The sequence below is a fragment of the Burkholderia sp. MSMB1459WGS genome, from assembly GCF_001534535.1.
Taxonomy (GTDB): domain Bacteria; phylum Pseudomonadota; class Gammaproteobacteria; order Burkholderiales; family Burkholderiaceae; genus Burkholderia.
On sequence record NZ_LPMU01000023.1, the window covers coordinates 192,454 to 210,836 of the forward strand.

At 68.9% G+C, this 18,383-nt stretch carries 14 protein-coding genes and 1 pseudogene; 6 read left to right on the forward strand and 9 right to left on the reverse strand.

Annotation, left to right across the window (positions count from 1 at the left end):
• The first annotated feature begins 638 nt into the window (after positions 1-638).
• Positions 639-2,153, forward strand: coding sequence for an acetyl-CoA hydrolase/transferase family protein (locus tag WT97_RS08595; protein WP_060035972.1), 1,515 nt, complete (start codon positions 639-641; stop codon positions 2,151-2,153).
• A gap of 30 nt (positions 2,154-2,183) precedes the next feature.
• On the opposite strand, the gene WT97_RS08600 is transcribed toward WT97_RS08595, so the two are convergent.
• Positions 2,184-3,713, reverse strand: coding sequence for a DHA2 family efflux MFS transporter permease subunit (locus WT97_RS08600; RefSeq protein WP_059789365.1), 1,530 nt, complete (start codon positions 3,711-3,713; stop codon positions 2,184-2,186).
• 135 nt (positions 3,714-3,848) lie between these two features.
• Between WT97_RS08600 and WT97_RS08605 the strand changes: the two genes are divergently transcribed.
• The 3 genes from WT97_RS08605 (at position 3,849) to WT97_RS08615 (ending at position 5,907) form a co-directional block, all read left to right on the forward strand.
• A complete protein-coding gene (locus WT97_RS08605; protein WP_027782799.1) occupies positions 3,849-4,289 on the forward strand; it encodes a MarR family winged helix-turn-helix transcriptional regulator in 441 nt (146 codons plus the stop codon).
• Positions 4,290-4,360: 71 nt separating this feature from the next.
• Positions 4,361-5,413 carry a tetratricopeptide repeat protein gene (locus WT97_RS35100; protein ID WP_306453360.1) on the forward strand — a complete coding sequence of 351 codons (1,053 nt, stop codon included), beginning with the start codon at positions 4,361-4,363 and terminating at the stop codon, positions 5,411-5,413.
• 68 nt (positions 5,414-5,481) lie between these two features.
• Positions 5,482-5,907, forward strand: a complete 426-nt coding sequence (locus WT97_RS08615) for a helix-turn-helix domain-containing protein (RefSeq protein ID WP_059789367.1) — start codon at positions 5,482-5,484, stop codon at positions 5,905-5,907.
• A gap of 139 nt (positions 5,908-6,046) precedes the next feature.
• Here the strand turns inward: WT97_RS08615 and WT97_RS08620 are convergent, their stop codons facing one another.
• Both WT97_RS08620 and WT97_RS08625 read right to left on the reverse strand, forming a co-directional pair.
• Positions 6,047-6,928, reverse strand: coding sequence for a helix-hairpin-helix domain-containing protein (locus tag WT97_RS08620; protein ID WP_059500740.1), 882 nt, complete (start codon positions 6,926-6,928; stop codon positions 6,047-6,049).
• A 182-nt stretch (positions 6,929-7,110) separates the two neighbouring features.
• Positions 7,111-8,646, reverse strand: a complete 1,536-nt coding sequence (locus tag WT97_RS08625; RefSeq protein ID WP_060035970.1) for a sigma-70 family RNA polymerase sigma factor — start codon at positions 8,644-8,646, stop codon at positions 7,111-7,113.
• Positions 8,647-8,943: 297 nt separating this feature from the next.
• Between WT97_RS08625 and WT97_RS08630 the strand changes: the two are divergent.
• Positions 8,944-9,372, forward strand: a pseudogene (locus tag WT97_RS08630) (hypothetical protein).
• A gap of 33 nt (positions 9,373-9,405) precedes the next feature.
• Positions 9,406-10,371, forward strand: coding sequence for an SH3 domain-containing protein (locus WT97_RS08635; protein ID WP_060035969.1), 966 nt, complete (start codon positions 9,406-9,408; stop codon positions 10,369-10,371).
• Between the two features lie 120 nt (positions 10,372-10,491).
• On the opposite strand, the gene ilvD is transcribed toward WT97_RS08635, so the two are convergent.
• The 6 genes from ilvD to WT97_RS08665 all read right to left on the reverse strand — a co-directional run bounded on the left by ilvD (position 10,492) and on the right by WT97_RS08665 (position 18,383).
• On the reverse strand, positions 10,492-12,351 hold the full coding sequence (gene ilvD / locus WT97_RS08640; protein ID WP_059500736.1) for a dihydroxy-acid dehydratase: 1,860 nt from the start codon (positions 12,349-12,351) through the stop codon (positions 10,492-10,494).
• A 318-nt stretch (positions 12,352-12,669) separates the two neighbouring features.
• Positions 12,670-13,704 (reverse strand): Ldh family oxidoreductase, encoded by a 1,035-nt coding sequence (locus WT97_RS08645; RefSeq protein ID WP_060036214.1) that lies wholly within the window; start codon positions 13,702-13,704, stop codon positions 12,670-12,672.
• Positions 13,697-15,289, reverse strand: a complete 1,593-nt coding sequence (locus WT97_RS08650) for an aldehyde dehydrogenase (NADP(+)) (RefSeq protein ID WP_060036213.1) — start codon at positions 15,287-15,289, stop codon at positions 13,697-13,699. The genes WT97_RS08645 and WT97_RS08650 overlap by 8 nt, the downstream gene beginning before the upstream one ends.
• 71 nt (positions 15,290-15,360) lie before the next feature.
• A complete protein-coding gene (locus tag WT97_RS08655) occupies positions 15,361-16,986 on the reverse strand; it encodes an APC family permease (RefSeq protein ID WP_060036212.1) in 1,626 nt (541 codons plus the stop codon).
• Positions 16,987-17,212: 226 nt separating this feature from the next.
• Complete coding sequence (locus WT97_RS08660) at positions 17,213-18,133, reverse strand: dihydrodipicolinate synthase family protein (RefSeq protein ID WP_059591384.1); 921 nt, start codon at positions 18,131-18,133, stop codon at positions 17,213-17,215.
• Between the two features lie 76 nt (positions 18,134-18,209).
• On the reverse strand, positions 18,210-18,383 hold the full coding sequence (locus WT97_RS08665; RefSeq protein WP_156440235.1) for a hypothetical protein: 174 nt from the start codon (positions 18,381-18,383) through the stop codon (positions 18,210-18,212).

Sequence of the window (18,383 nt, forward strand, 5' to 3'; positions counted from 1 at the left end):
GAATTGTAATTTGTTGCTTTTTATTCGATCAATGTCCTGACATACGGGAGTGTTACCGCGTCTTGAAGGCATCGGCCGGTCCAGAAACGCACGTGTGAACGGGGCGGCCATTCGGGCGGCCGACCTCGTCTTCCAGTGTGGTTTGCCGCGTGCGGCTGTCAAGGCCGGATGGGCCTCGCAGGCGGATCGCGCGGGTTTTTCGCGCCGGTTGGCCGACGTCGCGCAGCGCATGCGACCTTGATCTCCGTCAGGCCCGGAAAAGCCGCATCGGGCGACAATCGGCCGCGCCGGACGGGTATCGGCGATTGCCGAACCGGAGCTCGTCAATGTCGGTGAAATCTCGTCGATTGATGCGCGACGGTCCGCGATCGCGAACCAACGATTCGCCCCGATGCTTTCGCACGCCTTTCGCGTGCATTCGGCGTGGGCGGATCGCCTGTCACAGAACGCTCGTTCGATACCCGGCAAATCCGGCAAGGATCTTTTGCATCCAGCGGACATTTCGCGGCGATGGCCTCTGCGATACTCCGGCCGTGCCCGTGGTGCCGGGCCGCCCCTCGCGGCCCCAAGGGCTTCGCGTCGCTCAGGAGACACCCCCCGCGACGTCAACGACAGACCAAAGCGTCAGATAACCAGCCATGTCTTCATCACGCATCCTCGCTCCCGCCCTGCGTTCGCTCGTCCGCACCGCCGACGAAGCCGCCGCGCTGATCCGCCCCGGCATGACCGTCGCCATGAGCGGCTTCACCGGGTCGGGCTATCCGAAGGCCGTGCCGGCCGCGCTCGCCGCCCACATCGACGCGGCGCACGCGCGCGGCGAGGACTTCCGGATCAACGTGCTGACGGGCGCGTCGACCGCACCGGAACTCGACGGCGCGCTCGCCCGCACCGACGGCATCTCGATGCGGCTGCCGTACCAGTCCGACCCGACGTTGCGCGACAAGATCAACGGCGGCGAAGTCGACTATCAGGACGTCCACCTGAGCCACGTCGCGCAATACGCGTGGTTCGGGCTGTACGGCGATCTCGACGTCGCGATCGTCGAAGTTGCGGGCATCCGCGAGGACGGCCTGCTGATTCCGTCCGCCTCGATCGGCAACAACAAGACGTGGCTCGAACGCGCGAAGCACGTGATCCTCGAAGTGAATGCGCGCCAGCCGATCGGCCTCGACGGGATGCACGACATCTACTACGGCACCGCGCTGCCGCCGCACCGCAAGCCGATTCCGCTGACGAAGAGCGACGACCGGATCGGCGAGCCGTACCTGCGCTGCCCGGCCGACAAGATCGTCGCGATCGTCGAAACCGACGCGCCCGATCGCAGCAATGCGTTCACCGCGCCGGATGCGACCTCCAAGCAGATTGCGCTGCAACTGATCGACTTCCTGCGCCACGAAGTGAAGCGCGGCCGCCTGCCGGAAAACCTGCTGCCGCTGCAGTCGGGCGTCGGCAACATCACGAACGCGGTGCTCGCGGAACTGAGCTCGGCCGGCTTCTCGAACCTGACCGCGTACACGGAAGTGATCCAGGACGGCATGCTCGACCTGCTCGACGACGGCACGCTGAGCTTCGCATCGGCCACCGCGCTGTCGCTGAGCCCGGCCGCCGTGCAGCGCTTCGCCGACGAAATCGCGACGTTCCGCGAGAAGATCGTGCTGCGCCCGCAGGAGATCAGCAACCATCCGGAACTCGTGCGCCGGCTCGGCTGCATCGCGATGAACGGAATGATCGAGGCCGACATCTACGGCAACGTGAATTCGACGCACGTGATGGGCACGAAGATCCAGAACGGCATCGGCGGCTCGGGCGACTTCGCGCGCAACGGCTACCTGTCGTGCTTCATGTCGGCAAGCACCGCGAAGGGCGGGGCGATCTCGCGGATCGTGCCGATGGCGAGCCACGTCGACCATACCGAGCACGACGTCGCGGTCGTCGTCACCGAGCAGGGGCTGGCCGACCTGCGCGGCCTGTCGCCGAAGCAGCGCGCGCGCAAGATCATCGCGAGCTGCGCGCACCCGGACTACCGGCCGATGCTCGAGGACTACTTCGAGCGCGCGTCGCGCGACAGCTTCGGCAAGCACACGCCGCATCTGCTCGCCGAGGCGCTGTCGTGGCACGAGCGCTACGTGCGAACCGGGACGATGAAGGCCTGACGCGGCCTCGGACGGGCGCATGCGCGCTCGTCAATCCATCGCCGCATGCGCGACGTCGACGCTCGCCGCCTTCTGCGGCGGGCGGATCAGCAGCAACAGCGGGATCATCAGCAGCGTCGCGACGAACATCAGTTTGAAATCGTTCAGGTACGCGATCATCGTCGCCTGCTGGTTGATCGTGCGGTCGAGCAGTGCGATGTCGACGCGGCTGCCGGCGATCGCCTGCACGGCCGGATCGAACGGCGTGACGTGGGCCGCGAGGTCGGCATGCGCGACCTGCGTATTGCGCGTCATCAGCGTCTGCACGATCGAGATGCCGATACTGCTGCCGATGTTGCGCATCAGGCTGTAGGTGGCCGTGCCGTCGGCGCGCAGCTCGGGCGGCAACGTCGAGAACGACAGCGCGCTCAGCGGCACGAACACGAGCCCGAGACCGAAGCCCTGGATCACGCCGGGCCACACGATGTCCGCTTCGGACAGCACGACCGTGTACTGCATCATCTGCCATAGCGCGAGCGCGGAAATCGACAGCCCCGCGAGCAGCAGCATCCGCGCATCCACGTATTTCAGCAGCCGCCCGACGAACAGCATCGCGATCATCGTGCCGGCGCCGCTCGGTGCGGTGACGAGGCCCGTCGTCGCGACCGGGTAGCCCATCAGGTTCTGCAGCATCGGCGGCAGCAGCGCGCGCGTCGCATACAGCACCGCGCCGACCACGAAGATGAACAGCGTGCCCGTTGCGAAATTCGGGTCGCGCAGCAGTTCCGACTTGAAGAACGACGCCTTGCCGACGCTCGCCGTATGCGCGAGGAAGAACGCGAAGCCGAGCGCCGCGACGAGCGCCTCGATGCGGATCTCGTAGGAACCGAACCAGTCGAGCTGTTCGCCGCGGTCGAGCATCGCCTGGAACGCGCCGATCGCGAGCGCGAGCGTCGCGAAGCCGAACGCGTCGAATTTCACGTGCGGGCGCGGCGCGCGCGCCGGCAGGAAGGTCATCACGCCGGCGAGCGCGAATGCGCCGATCGGCACGTTGATGAAGAACACCCAGCGCCAGTTGTAGCTGTCGGTGAGCCAGCCGCCGAGCGTCGGGCCGAGGATCGGGCCGACCATCACGCCCATCCCCCAGATCGCCATCGCCTGGCCCTGTTTCTCGCGCGGGTTGATGTCGAGCAGGATCGATTGCGACAGAGGTACCAGCGCGGCGCCGAACACACCCTGCAGCAGCCGCGCGCCGACGATCTGCACGAGCGTCTCCGACAGCCCGCACAGCGCCGACGCAACCGTGAAGCCGGCGATCGACACGATCAGCAGCCGCTTCACGCTCAGCCGGTCGGACAGCCAGCCGGTGAGCGGTGTCGCGATCGCCGCGGCGACGATGTAGGAGGTCAGCACCCACGTGATTTCGTCCTGCGACGCGGACAGCGTGCCCTGCATGTGGGGCAGCGCGACGTTCGCGATCGTGCTGTCGAGGGTCTGGATCAGCGTGGCGAGCATGATCGACAGGGTCAGCATCGGCCGGTTCAGGGCGGACGAGGCGGGGGCGTCGGCGGCGGGGTTCAAGCGGGTGTCTCCGTGGGGCGGTCGCCGTGCGCGGCGATCCGGTATGGCGCAAATTATAAGCATACTCATTATATAGCCGCTTATTGCCGAGTCGCCAGCGTCGGGTCGGCTCCGGCTTGACCCTATAATCGCCGCATGGACAAGACCTACGAGAACCGGATCGGTTACCTGATCGCCGACGTGGCCCGCCTGAACGGGCGCCTGTTCGACCGGCGCGCGAAGCGCATCGGGCTGACGCGGGCGCAAAGCCGCGTGCTCGCGTACCTGACGTGGAAGGGCGAGATGAACCAGGCGCGGCTCGCCGAATGGCTCGAGATCACGCCGATCTCGCTCACGCGGCTGCTCGACCGGATGGAAAGCTATGGGTGGATCGAGCGCGTCGCGAACGACGACGACCGCCGCGCGTTCGTGATCCGGCTGACCGACAAGTCGCGCGAGATCTTTCCGCAGATGCTGGAGGTGGGCGATACCGTCGCCGACGACGGGCTGCGCGGCTTCACGCCCGACGAGCGCGATACGCTGGTGCGCCTGCTCGGGCGCGTGCGCCGCAACCTGATCGACTGCGGCGGCGAGTGACGTCGGTGCGCGGTTGGGCGTACCGGTTGCAACCACAAAAAAGAGAACACTGAGAGATGACCGAGGCACGAATGGGCCGGAAAGCCCGTATTGCGATTCTCATCGCGCTCGCGCTGGTATTGATCGTTGGGGGCGGCACCGCCTGGCTCGGGCACGACGATGCGCCCGGGACGTTCGACGCGGCGATGGCGAAGGCGAAGCGCGGCGATCTGGACGGCGAATTCAGCGTCGCGCTGATGTACGAGCACGGCGACGGCGTCGAACGGAATCCCGCCGAAGCCGCGAAATGGTACCGGCGGGCCGCCGATCAGGGCGACGCGGCCTCGCAGAACAATCTCGGCACGCTGTACGAAACCGGCATCGGCGTCGAGCAAAGCCGGGCGGAGGCCGTGAGCTGGTATCGGCGCGCGGCCGCGCAGGGCAATGGGGATGCGTTGTGCAATCTCGGCCGCGCATACGAGGACGGCGAAGGCGCGCCGCAGGATAGCGCGGAAGCGGTGCGGCTCTACCGGCGCGCGGCCGAACAGGGCCTGCCCAGAGGGCAACTGTATCTGGGGCTGATGTACGACGCCGGGACCGGCGTGCCGCAGGATGTCGCGGAAGCCGCCAAATGGTATCGGCGCGCGGCCGATCAGGGCGAGCCGCAAGCACAGAACGCCCTCGGTTACCTGTACGACAGCGGGCGCGGCGTGACGCAGAGCGACACCGAGGCATTCAAGTGGTACCGACTCGCCGCGGAACAGGGCGACGCGAACGCACAGAACAATCTCGGCCTGATGTACGAAAACGGGCAGGGCGTGCGCAAGGACGACGCCGAAGCGGCGAGATGGTATCGGCTCGCTGCGGCCCAGGGTGCCGCGACATCGCTGTTCCGGCTGGGCGTGCAGTACTACGCGGGCAGCGGTGTCGCATCCGATCCGATCGCCGCGAATGCGTTGTTGAGCCTGGCTGCCGCCGCAGGCGAGACGCGCGCGCAGCAGTACCTCGATCAGGGCGCGAAGCTCACCGCGCCGGCCGATATCGAGAAAGCCGCCAGGCTGCGGGCCGAGATGAGCCGGCCGGGCAAACTGCTCGACGCGCTCGATCGCTACGAGGAAACGGCGCAACGCAGCGACGGCGGCTGATTCCACCGGGCTTGTCTTCGTGAAGTCGAGCGACTATCTTGCAACTTCAAGTTCACTTGAGGTCAAGCATGAGCCGACTGGACATCGCCGACGTGGCGCAGCGCACGGGATTGCCCGCGTCGACGCTGCGCTACTACGAGGAAAAGGGGCTGATCGTGCCGATCGGCCGGCACGGGCTGCGGCGGCAATACGACGCGTCGGTGCTGGAGCGCCTGGCGTTGATCGCGCTCGGCCGGGAGGCCGGTTTCTCGCTCGACGACATTCTCGCGATGGTCGGCGCCGACGGTCGGCCCGCGATCGATCGCGCGAAGCTCGATGGCAAGGCCGACGAGCTCGACCGCACGATCCGCCGTCTCGGCGCGGTGCGCGATGCGCTGCGGCATGCGGCCGTGTGCCCGGCGGCGAACCATCTCGAGTGCCCGTCGTTCCGGAAGCTGCTGCGCATTGCCGCGCATCGTCATCCGGCGCGCCGCGCGAAGGCGGAAAGCGCGTAGGCGGCGAGCCTGCGCAACGTGGGCGTAGCGGTAGCGATTCGACGGGAGGATGGTGACGTGGCGAGTTCGACGTGCCGGATCGTCCAAAGGGATGCCGTTGGTGCCGCCTTCGACGTCGGCAACACCGTCGACGCATGACTCACCCCGCGTAATACACGCGGCATTCCATCTCGCGCCCGCGTACGATCCGCTTGCCGACGAGCGCGCCGTACGTTTCGGTGAAGACGGTGCGCTGGTGCTCGCACTGCACGGCGTCGTAGAAGTAGAGCGAGACCCAGTCGGTCGAGCGCCCGGCTTCCGGCGTGCGCATCGCGGCATGCTGGCTCAGCACCGTGAAATGCCAGCCGCCCTTGGTCATGTGCATGACGGGCGGCGGCACGTAACCGTCCGCGTTCAGGCGCCGGTGCGTGAGCCTCGGCAGCACGCCGGCGGCCGCCTTGTTGCGGTACTGGCGATCGATGTAAAGCAGCAGTTCGACGGGCGGTTCCGTGCCGGGATCGGTGTTTTGCATGCGGCCTTGCCAGCGCCGGCGGCGGCTCAGCACGTCGTCGAGTGCGGCGCGGATGCCGGCCGCGCGGCGCGGGCCGACGCCCGCGATCGTTTCGAGCTGGCCGTTGCGGGCCGCGCGTTCGAGCTCCTCCAGCGTGTCGATGTGCAGTGCGTCATGAATGCGCAGCGCGAGCGCGTGGCCGATGCCCGGCACCGCTTCGAAGGCCGATGCGCGCTCGGCATCGCCGCGCAGGCGATCGAGCTGGCGCCAGCGCCCCGTCACCAGCAGCTCGGCGATCGCTTGCGCGACGCCCGCGCCGATGTCAGGCAGCGCGCCGAGCGCCTCGACGCCGCCGGTTTCGAACACGCCGCGGATGTCGCGGTCGAGCGCGTCGACCGTATCGGCCGCCGCACGGTACGCGGCGACCCGGTACGGGTTCGCGCCCTGGTCGACAAGCCACTGCGCGGCCTCGCGCAGGCACGCCGCGATGGGCCGGTTTTCCTCGTACGTCTGGCTGACGGTCGACTGCATGGCGAGGGACCCGGAAAGCACAAACGGAATGGGCGCGACGAGTGGCGCGCCGGTCGGCTGTCAACCATCGTCGCGACGCGCGATGAAGAAAGTTTGATGCGCGCCAATGACAAACGTAGCACAGGCGCGCAGCGCACGGTCGTGCCGGAACGCGGCATGACCGTGCGTTGCGCTCGGGGCGGTCAAGCGTCGAGAAACGACTGCGCGTTCTCGGCCTCGGCGGCCGTACGCAGCGCGGCGAGCGCCCGTTTCTCGATCTGCCGCACGCGCTCGCGCGACATCCCCGCATCCTGCGCGATCGCGTCGTAGGTGTCGGGCTCGGCGCCGCCGAGGCCGAACCGCCGGCGCAGCACGTCGGCCTCGGTCGGCGTGACCGACCGCAGCAGCGACCGCACGCATTCGCGCATGCGCGTGTCGGCCAGTTGCTCGAACGGGCTGGCCGAGGCCTGATCCTCTATCAATTCCACGAGGCCGGTGTCCGCGTCGGGCAGCGGCGTGTCGAGCGAGACCGGCTCGGCGGGCAGCGCAAGCACCGCGCGCAGTTTGTCTTCGTCGAGGCCGGTTTCGACCGCGAGCTCGGCCGGCGTGGCCCGCCGGCCCGTGCGCTGGCGAAAGCGCAGCGCATGCCGCTGCACGCGCTGGTACTGATCGCCGACGTGCACCGGCACGCGGATCGTGCGCGCGCGATCCGCGACCGCGCGCGCGATCGCCTGGCGAATCCACCAGGTCGCATAGGTCGAGAACTTGAAGCCGCGCCGGTATTCGAATTTCTCGATCGCGCGCATCAGGCCGAGACAGCCGTCCTGCACGAGGTCGGACAGGTCGACGCCGCGGTTCAGGTACTTGCGCGCGATCGACAGCACGAGCCGCAGATTCGCCTCGAGCATCGCACGCGTCGCGTCGCGCACCTTCTGCTGGCCGTCGCTCAGTGCGGCTGCGAGCGCGCGCCGGGCGACCGCGTCGAAGCACGCCGCGTCGACCGCCGACGGATCGTGGGCGGCGGCCGCGAGTGCGCGTATCGTACGGCCCGCGTCGTCGGCGGCCGGCGCGACCCACGGGAGCGAACCGAGCAGGGCGGCCACGTGGTTGCGCGCGTCGCGGTATTCGGCCGAACGGCTGCCATGCGCATGCAATGCGCCGCGCAGCACCGACACCGCTGCGTGCAGCGCATCGTAGCGGGCGGGCGCGGGCGCACCGGCGTCGTCGTCGTCGGGCGAGCCGGTCGAGCCGGCGCTGCCCGTCGCGCGATGACGCTCGAGCAGCGCGTCGACCGCAGGCGGATAGCCGGCGATCGCGTGCAGTACCTGATGGCGGCCCGTTTCGATCTCGCGGGCGAGCACGATTTCGCCTTCGCGCGTGAGCAGCGGCACCGCGTGCATGCGCCGCATGTAGAGCGCGAGCGGATCGGTCGACGCGCTCGTGCCGCGCGCGAGGTCGCCGAGCATGGCCCGGCCTTCGTCGAGCGCGTCGCGATCGACCTCGACCGGCGCCGCGCCGGCGAACGGCGCAGGCACGGCCGGCTCGTCGAGTACCGCGATGCCGATGTCGGCAAGCGCGGCGCGCACGACGTCGAGCGCGTCGGGGCTGTCGCTTTCGGGCGGCAGCGCGTCGACGAGGTCGGCGTGCGTCAGATAACCTTGCTCGCCGGCAAGCGCCAGCAACTGGATGATCGGGTCGAGCGGTGTGTCCGCCCGGGAAGTGGGGCGTGGCGTAGTCATGTCGATGGCGGCGCGAGCCGCGTTCCTGTCTGGGCGGGCCGAAGCTCGCCGGTTTGCGGGTGCCGGTGGATCGCGGACGCCCGTCCGCGCCGGTCAGCCCGACATCGTTCAAGTTGAGGGCATTTGGCCCAACTTCAACGTTGGCGCCGCGGACGGGCCAGCACGCGGCGTGCCTGCTTCGCCGTCCGGGAGAGGAAACAAAAAGTAACCGATCATACGCGCGGAAATCTGCAGGGGACGTAAGCTAGAGTCAGGCGCGCGCCCGGCGGCGACGCGCGAATTCTGCTGGAGTACGAGATGAACCCCATTTTCGCCGCGAGGCCCGCCGCCGTCGCGCTGGCCGCACTGGCGCTTGGCGGCTGCTACTACACGAGCCCGTACGGTTACGCACCTTATTACGCGCCGGTGCCTGCCGCGGTGACGCAGCGCGACATTCCGGTCGCAACGGCCGCATCGGCGCCGGCCCCGTCGACCGTGCCGCAGGCGCAGGTCGACACCGACACGGCGGTTCCCGTGTATGTCGCCCCGGCCTACGTGCCGCCGCCGTATCCGTATCCGTATTACTACCCGGCGTACTACTCGGGCTGGTACGGGCCGCCCGTGACGATCGGCTTCTGGGGCCGCTGGGGCGGCGGATACTAGGGCGGGCGCGGCGGGTACTGGCATCGTCCGTGGGGCGGCGGTCATTGGGGTGGCGGTCACTGGGGCGGCGGCCATCGGCACTGACCGGCGCGCATCGGCGCGGCGCGGGAGAGCATCATGAGGAACACGATTGTCCGAAGTCTGTGCGTCGTCCTGGCCGGCCTCGCGGTCGCACCGGGCGTTGCCGATGCGCAGAGCAGCGCTTACACGAATTCGCCGGCCGAGCTGTATGCCGGGCCTGCGCCCGATTATCCGGTGGTCGCGCAGATTCCGCCCGGCACCGCGCTGGACGTATTCGGCTGCCTGAGCGACTACACGTGGTGCGACGTCGCATTGCCGGGCGTGCGCGGCTGGATCGATGCGCAGTTGCTCGACTATCCGTACCAGGGGAGCTACGTGCCGTTGCTCGAATATGGCGCGATCATCGGCGTGCCGGTGACCGGGTTCGCGATCGGCGCGTACTGGGATCGCTATTACCGGCACCGCCCGTGGTATCCCGACCGCGATCGCTGGGCGCATCGTCCGGAGCCGAGGCTCGGCCCCGGCGGCGTGCCGCCGGCGCAAGGGCGTCCGCAACCGGGCGTGCCGATGCAGGTCGCGCCGGGCGGCCCGCCGCCCGTGCACGACACGCGGCCGTCGGCGACGCGCGGCGGCTGGAACGGCGCGAACCGCGTGCCGGCGCCGGCGGCACCGGCACTGACGCCGCAAACGCCGCCGACGCCGATGCCGGGCGGGATGGGTAACGCGCGTCCGGCCAGCCCGCCGACGCCGATGCCGGGTGGGGTGGGTAATGCGCGTCCGGCCAGCCCGCCGACGCCGATGCCGGGCGGGGCGGGTAATACGCGCCCGGCCAGCCCGCCGGCGCCGACGCCGATGCCCGGTGGGGCGGGTAATACGCGTCCGGCCGGCCCACCGCCGGCGGTGCTGCGCCCGCCGCCTGCGCCCGGCGGAGAGGGCCGTGCGATGCCGCCGCCGGTACGCCAGGGTGGCGGGGGCGGCGGTTATGCACGGCCGCAAGGCGGCGGAAACGGTGGCGGCAACCACGGCGGCGGGGGCGGCGGCCCCGACGAACTCCGTCACTGACGGGGCCGGCGCCGCGGGTGCTCCGGGCGCCGGACGAAAAAAAACCGCTCCGGAGAGCGGCTTTTGGATCGGGCAAGCGGAGCGAGGTAAGGCGCTACCGGTCGCCCGTAGCCTGCGGCATCAGTCGTCGAGCAGCGACAGATCGCGCACGGCGCCCTTGTCGGCCGACATGACCAGCTTCGCGTACGCCTTCAGCGCCGCGGACACCTTGCGCGGACGCGGCTGCGCGGGCTTCCAGCCCTTCGCGTTCTGTTCTTCGCGGCGGCGCGCCAGTTCCTCGTCCGACACCAGCACGTCGATCGTGCGATTCGGAATGTCGATGCGGATCCGGTCGCCGTCGCGCACGAGGCCGATCGCGCCGCCCGCTGCCGCTTCCGGCGAGCAATGGCCGATCGACAGACCCGACGTGCCGCCCGAAAAACGGCCGTCCGTCAGCAGCGCGCACGCCTTGCCGAGCCCCTTCGACTTGATGTAGCTGGTCGGGTAGAGCATTTCCTGCATGCCCGGGCCGCCCTTCGGGCCTTCGTAGCGCACGATCACCACGTCGCCGGCCTTGACCTTGTCGTTCAGAATGTTCTCGACCGCTTCGTCCTGCGATTCGGTCACGTGCGCCGAGCCTTCGAACACGAGGATGCTCTCGTCGACGCCGGCCGTCTTCACCACGCAGCCGTCGAGCGCGATGTTGCCCGTCAGCACGGCGAGGCCGCCTTCCTTCGAGAACGCATGCTCGTACGAGCGGATGCAGCCTTCGGCGCGGTCGAGGTCGAGGCTCGGCCAGCGCGTGTCCTGGCTGAACGCGACCTGCGTCGGGATGCCGGCCGGGCCGGCCAGGTAGAACGTGCGCACGGCTTCGTCCTGCGTGCGGACGATGTCCCACTGGTCGAGCGCATCCTTCAGCGTCGGCGCGTGCACGGTCGGCACGTCGGTGTGCAGCTTGCCCGCACGGTCGAGCTCGCCGAGGATCGCCATGATGCCGCCTGCGCGGTGCACGTCCTCGATGTGGTACTTGTTCGTGTTCGGCGCGACCTTGCACAGCTGCGGCACGGTGCGCGACAGGCGATCGATGTCCTTCATCGTGAAGTCGATGCCGGCTTCCTGCGCGATCGCCAGCAGGTGCAGGATCGTGTTGGTCGAACCGCCCATCGCGATGTCGAGCGTCATCGCGTTCTCGAACGCCTTGAAGCCGACCGAGCGCGGCAGCACGCGTTCGTCGTCCTGCTCATAGTGCTGGCGGGTCAGCTCGACGATGCGGCGCCCGGCGCGCTTGAACAGCTGTTCGCGATCGGCGTGCGTGGCGACCACCGTGCCGTTGCCGGGCAGCGACAGGCCGAGCGCTTCGGTCAGGCAGTTCATCGAGTTCGCGGTGAACATGCCCGAGCACGAGCCGCAGGTCGGGCACGCCGAGCGTTCGACTTCGGCGACGTCGGCATCCGAATACGACTGGTCGGCCGCGATCACCATCGCGTCGACGAGGTCGAGCTTCTTCAGCTCGACGGTCTTGGTGACCGGGTTCGCGAGACGCGTCTTGCCGGCTTCCATCGGGCCGCCCGACACGAAGATCACCGGAATGTTCAGGCGCATCGCGGCCATCAGCATCCCCGGCGTGATCTTGTCGCAGTTCGAGATGCACACCATCGCGTCCGCGCAGTGCGCGTTCACCATGTATTCGACCGAGTCGGCGATGATGTCGCGGCTCGGCAGCGAATACAGCATGCCGTCATGGCCCATCGCGATGCCGTCGTCGACCGCGATCGTGTTGAATTCCTTCGCGACGCCGCCGGCAGCCTCGATCTCGCGCGCGACGAGCTGGCCGAGATCCTTCAGGTGCACGTGCCCGGGCACGAACTGGGTGAACGAGTTGACGACCGCGATGATCGGCTTCGAGAAATCGTCGTCTTTCATGCCGGTGGCGCGCCACAGCGAGCGCGCACCTGCCATGTTGCGGCCGGCGGTAGAGGTTTTGGAACGGTAAGTGGGCATGGTGATGGCTGAAGAAATATCGCGGGAAAAGGGTGGGGGCTCGGGAATAAAGGCCCCTCTCGCGCCCGTGCGAACAACCTCTTGAGCTGCGCCCTGGGCAAACTTCGCGATTATCCCACAGCCGCCGGGCCGGCGGCGCCGGCGGGAGCGGGCGGTGCGGCGCGCCGCGCCGGGGGCGGCTGAATGCACGAAGGCCACCAAGGCCACCAAGCCCACCAGGCACGACATCCGATGCAAACCATTTCCGGCGCAACCGGGCGGCGGCTTCATCGCACGTTCCGCCGACGATGAAGCCGCACCGTGCCGCTCGATCGCGCATCAGTCGAGCAGCGTCAGGATCTCGTCGTACAGCGCCTTCGGAATCCGCACGCCGTTCGCGATGCTACGCGCGCGGGCGTCGAAGCGCCGTTGCGACGGCAGCCGCGCGCCCTGCGCGACGATCGATTCGAACATCCGCTCGCCGCGCGCGAGCCCCGCGTCGAGATCGTCGCCGAGAAACACCTTCGGATCGAACGCGATCACGAGTTCGCCATGGCACGGCGTCGCGCCGACGCCTTCGTCGAAGTCCATCGATTCCCGGCTCGTCATGTCGCCGATCAGCGCCCCGCCGAGCAGTTCGACCATCGCCGCCAGCGCCGAGCCCTTGTGGCCGCCGAACGTGCGCATCGCGCCTTGCAGCGCGGCCTTCGGGTCGGTGGTCGGCTGGCCGTCCGCGTCGATCGCCCAGTGCGACGGAATCGCCTTGCCCTGTTTCGCGTGCAGCTCGATGTCGCCGCGCGCGATCGCGCTTGTCGCGAAATCGAACACGAACGGCTTGCCGAACGGCTCGCCGCCCGGGCGCGGCCACGCGAACGCGATCGGGTTGGTGCCGAATACCGGCTCGCGGCCGCCTTCCGGCGCGACCCAGCTATGGCTCGGGTTCATCGCGATGCCGACCAGCCCTTCGGCGGCGATCGCCTCGACCTCGGGCCACAGCGCGGAGAAGTGATAACAGTGGTTGATCGCCATCGCGGCGATGCCGTGCTGCTTCGCCATCTCGACGAGCACCGGCAGCCCGGTCTCGAAGCTCAGCAGCGAGAAGCCGCGATGCGCGTCGACCGCGACGATCGACGACGACAGCCGGCGCAGCGTCGGCACGGCCTGCGGATCGACCTTGCCCTTCTTCAGCGAGCGCACGCACACGAGCAGCCGGTACACGCCGTGCGAGTGGCATTCGTCGCGCTGGCCCTGCGCGATCACGTTGGCGATGGCCCGCGCATGCGCGTCGGACATCCCGTTGTGCGTCAGCACGCGCAGCGCGAGCGCGTGGACTTCGTCGAGCGACAGGACGACCTCGGCGGTGCGCTCAGACATGGCTCACCTCGCGCGGGGCGGGCACGCCGTCGATGCGTTGCGGCACGTGCAGCGGATTGCTGCTGCGGATCGCGTCCGGCAGCAGCGCGTCCGGCACGTCCTGGTACGACACGGGGCGCAGGAAGCGCTCGATCGCGCGGGCGCCGACCGACGTCGTGCGCGTGTCGGACGTCGCCGGGAACGGGCCGCCGTGCACCATCGCGTGGCCGACCTCGACACCCGTGCCGAAACCGTTGACGAGGATGCGGCCGGCCTTGCGTTCGAGCGTCGGGCGCAGCGCGGCGAACAGCGTCGCGTCGCCGTCGGCGAGATGCGCGGCGATCGTCAGCTGGCCTTCGAGCGATTTCAGCACGCGATGCAGCGTGTCGGCGTCCGGGCAGCGCACGATCAGCGACGCAGGGCCGAACACTTCGTCGCGCAATTCGCTGTGCGCGACGAATGCGTCTGCGGACGTCGCGAACAGCGCCGCGCGGGCCTGGTGACGGCCGCCTTCCGCGCCTTCGGCCAGCAGTTCGACCGCATCGTGGGCGCGCAGCGCCGCGACGCCTTGCGCATAGCTCGCGTGGATATGGGGTGTCAGCATCGTTTGTGCGGCCGCCGCGTGCACCGCATCGGCCGCCGCGGCTTCGAACGCGCGCAGCGCGGGGCCGTCGATCGCGAGTACGAGGCCCGGGTTCGTGCAGAACTGGCCGGCGCCGAGCGTGAGCGACGCGACGAACTGCGGTGCGATGGTGTCGTGACGGGCCTCGAGCGCGGCGGGGCACAGCAGCACGGGATTGATCGAGCTCATTTCCGCATAGACGGGGATCGGCTCGGCTCGCGCGGCCGCGATATGCATCAGCGCCACGCCGCCGCGGCGCGAGCCGGTGAAACCGACGGCCTTGATGCGCGGATCGGCGACCAGCGCCTGGCCGATCTCGCGCGACGCGTCGAACAGCAGCGAGAACACGCCGGCCGGCATCCCGCATTCGCGTGCGGCCTGCTGGATCGCCCGGCCGACGAGCGCCGACGTGCCCGGATGCGCGGAATGCGCCTTGACGATCACCGGGCAGCCGGCCGCCAGCGCCGACGCCGTGTCGCCGCCGGCCACCGAGAATGCGAGCGGGAAGTTCGATGCGCCGAACACGGCCACGGGCCCGACCGCGACGTTGCGCAGGCGCAGGTCGACGCGCGGCAGCGGCTTGCGCTCGGGGCGCGCCGGGTCGATGCGTGCGTCGAGAAACCCGCCGTCGCGCACGAGCGACGCGAATAGCGCGAGCTGGCCGACCGTGCGGCCGCGTTCGCCTTCGATGCGCGCGCGCGGCAGTCCCGTTTCGACGACGCAGCGCTCGATCAGGTCGTCGCCGAGCGCCATGATGTGGCGGCCGATCGCGTCGAGGAACGCGGCGCGCGCGTCGAGCGACGTTTCGCGATACGTGTCGAACGCATCGTCGGCGAGTGCGCACGCCGTTTCCAGGTCGTGCAGGCTCGCGCCGCCGAACGCCGGTTCGAGCGGTTCGCCGGTGGCGGCGGCGAGCGCGTGGAAGGTGCCGTTCTGTCCGGCGACGGCCGATGGGCCGATCAGGAGCTGACCTGTGAGTTGCATGGTTTTCCTCGGGAAAAAGCGGGGCCGGGCGTGCTGCGCCCGGCCGATGGAAGGGGAAAGGCGCGGGCGCGTCAGTCCTCGTCGTCGTCGAGTTGCAGCTTGTCGGCGCGCACGCCGGTGTGGGCGCCCCAGTAGTAGATGACGAGCGCGACGGCCGCGACGACGACCGTGTCGTATGGATGCGCGAGCCGGCCCGTGCCGCCGAAGCCGCCGAGATACGACAGCACGATCATCGCCGCATAGAACGCGATCAGCCACGCGGACGAACGCACTTGCTCGGCAAGGCCCAGATGCGCGGTCGGCACCCAGCGGCGGCACGCGAGATAGATCGCGAACATCGCGATCTGCAGGCCGAGCAGCCAGGACACCGTGCTCCAGCCCGACCAGTAGACGATCAGCGCGGCGATCACGAACGACGCGGGGCCGGTGATGCCGAACGCGCTGGCGCGGAACGGCCGCGGCAGGTCGGGCGCGGTGCGGCGCAGCGCGGCGACCGACACGGGCGCGACCGCATAGCTGAGCACCAGTGCGGCCGACACGATGTTGATCAGCGCTTCCCACGACGGGAACGGCAGCGTCCAGAAGATCGCGAGGCCGAAGGTGAGCCACAGGCCCGCGCGCGGGATGCCCGACGCTTCGTCGACGCGCGTGAAGACCTTGAAGAACGTGCCCGTCTTCGCCCAGCCGTAGACGACGCGCGGCGTCGCGTTCATGTAGATGTTGCCGCAGCCGCTCGGCGAGATCATCGCGTCGGCGACGACCATCACCGCGAGCCAGCCGACGCCGAGCGCGAGGGCGATGTCGCGGTACGGCAGCGAGAATGCCTTGCTCACGTCGTGCCAGCCGGCGGCGAGCATCGCCGTCGGGATGCTGCCGATGAACGCGAGTTGCAGCAGCACGTAGATCAGCGTCGACAGCAGGATCGACAGGATCAGCGCGATCGGGATCGTGCGCTGCGGATTGCGCACTTCGCTCGCGACCGACACGATCGGCGTGAGCCCGAGATACGCGAAGATGATGCCGCCGGCCGACACGGCCATCTCGATGCCCGGCATGCCGAACGGCGCGAAGCCGTGCACGGTCAGGTTCGCGGGCTTGAAGAACACGAACAGCACCGCGATCACCGACAGCGGCACGATGAACTTGAAGAGGCTGATGATGTTGTTCGCTTTTGCGAACGTCTTCACGCTCGAATAGTTCAGATAAAAGAAGAAGCACAGCAGCGCGGCCTGCACGAGCCAGCCGAGCGTGGTCGGGTCGCTCGATCCGACGACCGTCAGGCCCGGAAACCATGCGGCCGCGTACTGGCGCGCGGCGACGACTTCGATCGCGATCAGGCTCGAGAACGCGATCAGCGTGATGAAGCCCATCAGGTAGCCGAGCAGCGGGCCGTGCGAGAACACCGGGTAGCGCACCACGCCGCCGGCGCGCGGCAGCGCGGCGCCGAGTTCGCAGTAGACGATGCCGAGCAGCAGCACCGCGAAGCCGCCGAGCAGCCACGAGAAGATGCCGGCCGGGCCCGCGATCGTCGACACGTGACTCGCGGCGAACAGCCACCCCGAGCCGAAAATGGCGCCGAGACCGATGAACGTGAGATCGGTCAGCGACAACTGTTTCTTGAACTTGCCGTGACCCGCGCCGGGATGCGCGGAACGGGAAAGCGGGACGGACGGGTGAGCATTGCCTTGGCCTGGCATGGGCGTGTCTCCTGGGGAATGTCGGTGCAGGCGCGCGTGGCGCGCGCTCCGACGGAGCAGCGCACACGCCTGCCGGCCGGCGTCGCCCGGTTCGAACGACCGGGGCGGGCCGCGGCCCGTTCACGCGCGGCGCGGGCTGGCGCCGGGGCGAGCGGGCCCGCGGGCCACGCCGGACCGCGGACGGCGACGCACCGGGCAAACCCGCGCGCCGCCGCAGGGGCGTCGATCAGAGACCGACGTCGGGCAGCGCAGGGCGCGTTTCGAGCGCCTTCGCGACGATGGCCTTCACTTCCGCGAGCGTGTCGCCTTGCAGCGCGAGGCGCGGCGGACGCGTGACCGCGCTGCCGCGGCCGACCAGTTCTTCGCACAGCTTGATGCACTGCACGAGGTCCGGGCGTGCGTCGAGGTGCAGCAGCGGCATGAACCAGCGATACAGCGCGAGCGCTTCGTCGAAGCGCTTTTGCTTCGCGAGGCGGAACAGCGTCTCGCCTTCCTTCGGGAACGCGTTCGACATGCCCGACACCCAGCCTTCGGCGCCGACCGCGATGCTCTCGACCACGACGTCGTCGAGGCCCGCGAACAGCACGAAGCGATCGCCGACTGCATTGCGCAGGTCGATGAAGCGACGCGTATCGCCCGACGAATCCTTGAAGCAGACGATGTTCTCGCAATCCTGCAGCGCGATCAGCACGTCGGGCGTCACGTCGTTCTTGTAGATCGGCGGGTTGTTGTAGACCATCACCGGCAGGTCGGTGCTCGTCGCGACCGCCCGGAAGTGCGCGGCGGTTTCGTGCGGCTTCGCCGAGTACACGAGCGCGGGCATCACCATCACGCCGTCGACGCCGACGCGCTGCGCTTCGCGCACCGTGTTGCGCGCGAATTCGGTCGTGAATTCGGCGATGCCGGCGATCACCGGAATCTTGCCGCCGGCCGCGTCGCGTGCGGCCTCGATCACCTGAAGCTTCTCGCTCGTCGACAGCGACGTGTTCTCGCCGACCGTGCCGCAGACCACGAGGCCCGACACGCCGTCGTTCACCAGGTTCTTGACCACGCGGTGCGTGGCGTCGATGTCGAGGGAAAAGTCCGGCTTGAACTGGGTGCTGACGGCCGGGAACACTCCGGTCCACTGAATGGCTTTGCGGCTCACTGAAATCTCCTACGTTCGTATCGGTCGGCCGACGGGTGTGTCGGTGTGGCAACCAGTATCGCCGCGCAAACGCCCATCACGCTTGAGTCGTATCGCGGAGCAAAATGACGAAATCGGCATAGCGGCCGGCGAAGGCGCGAAGGGCGTATCGCACTATGCCGATTTCGTCGTCGTCCTCATCGAAAAGCCACAAGCGGACGGACGCGCGACGGAGGAAGCTATGCTCCTTTCCCCACTTCGGATAGCTCAT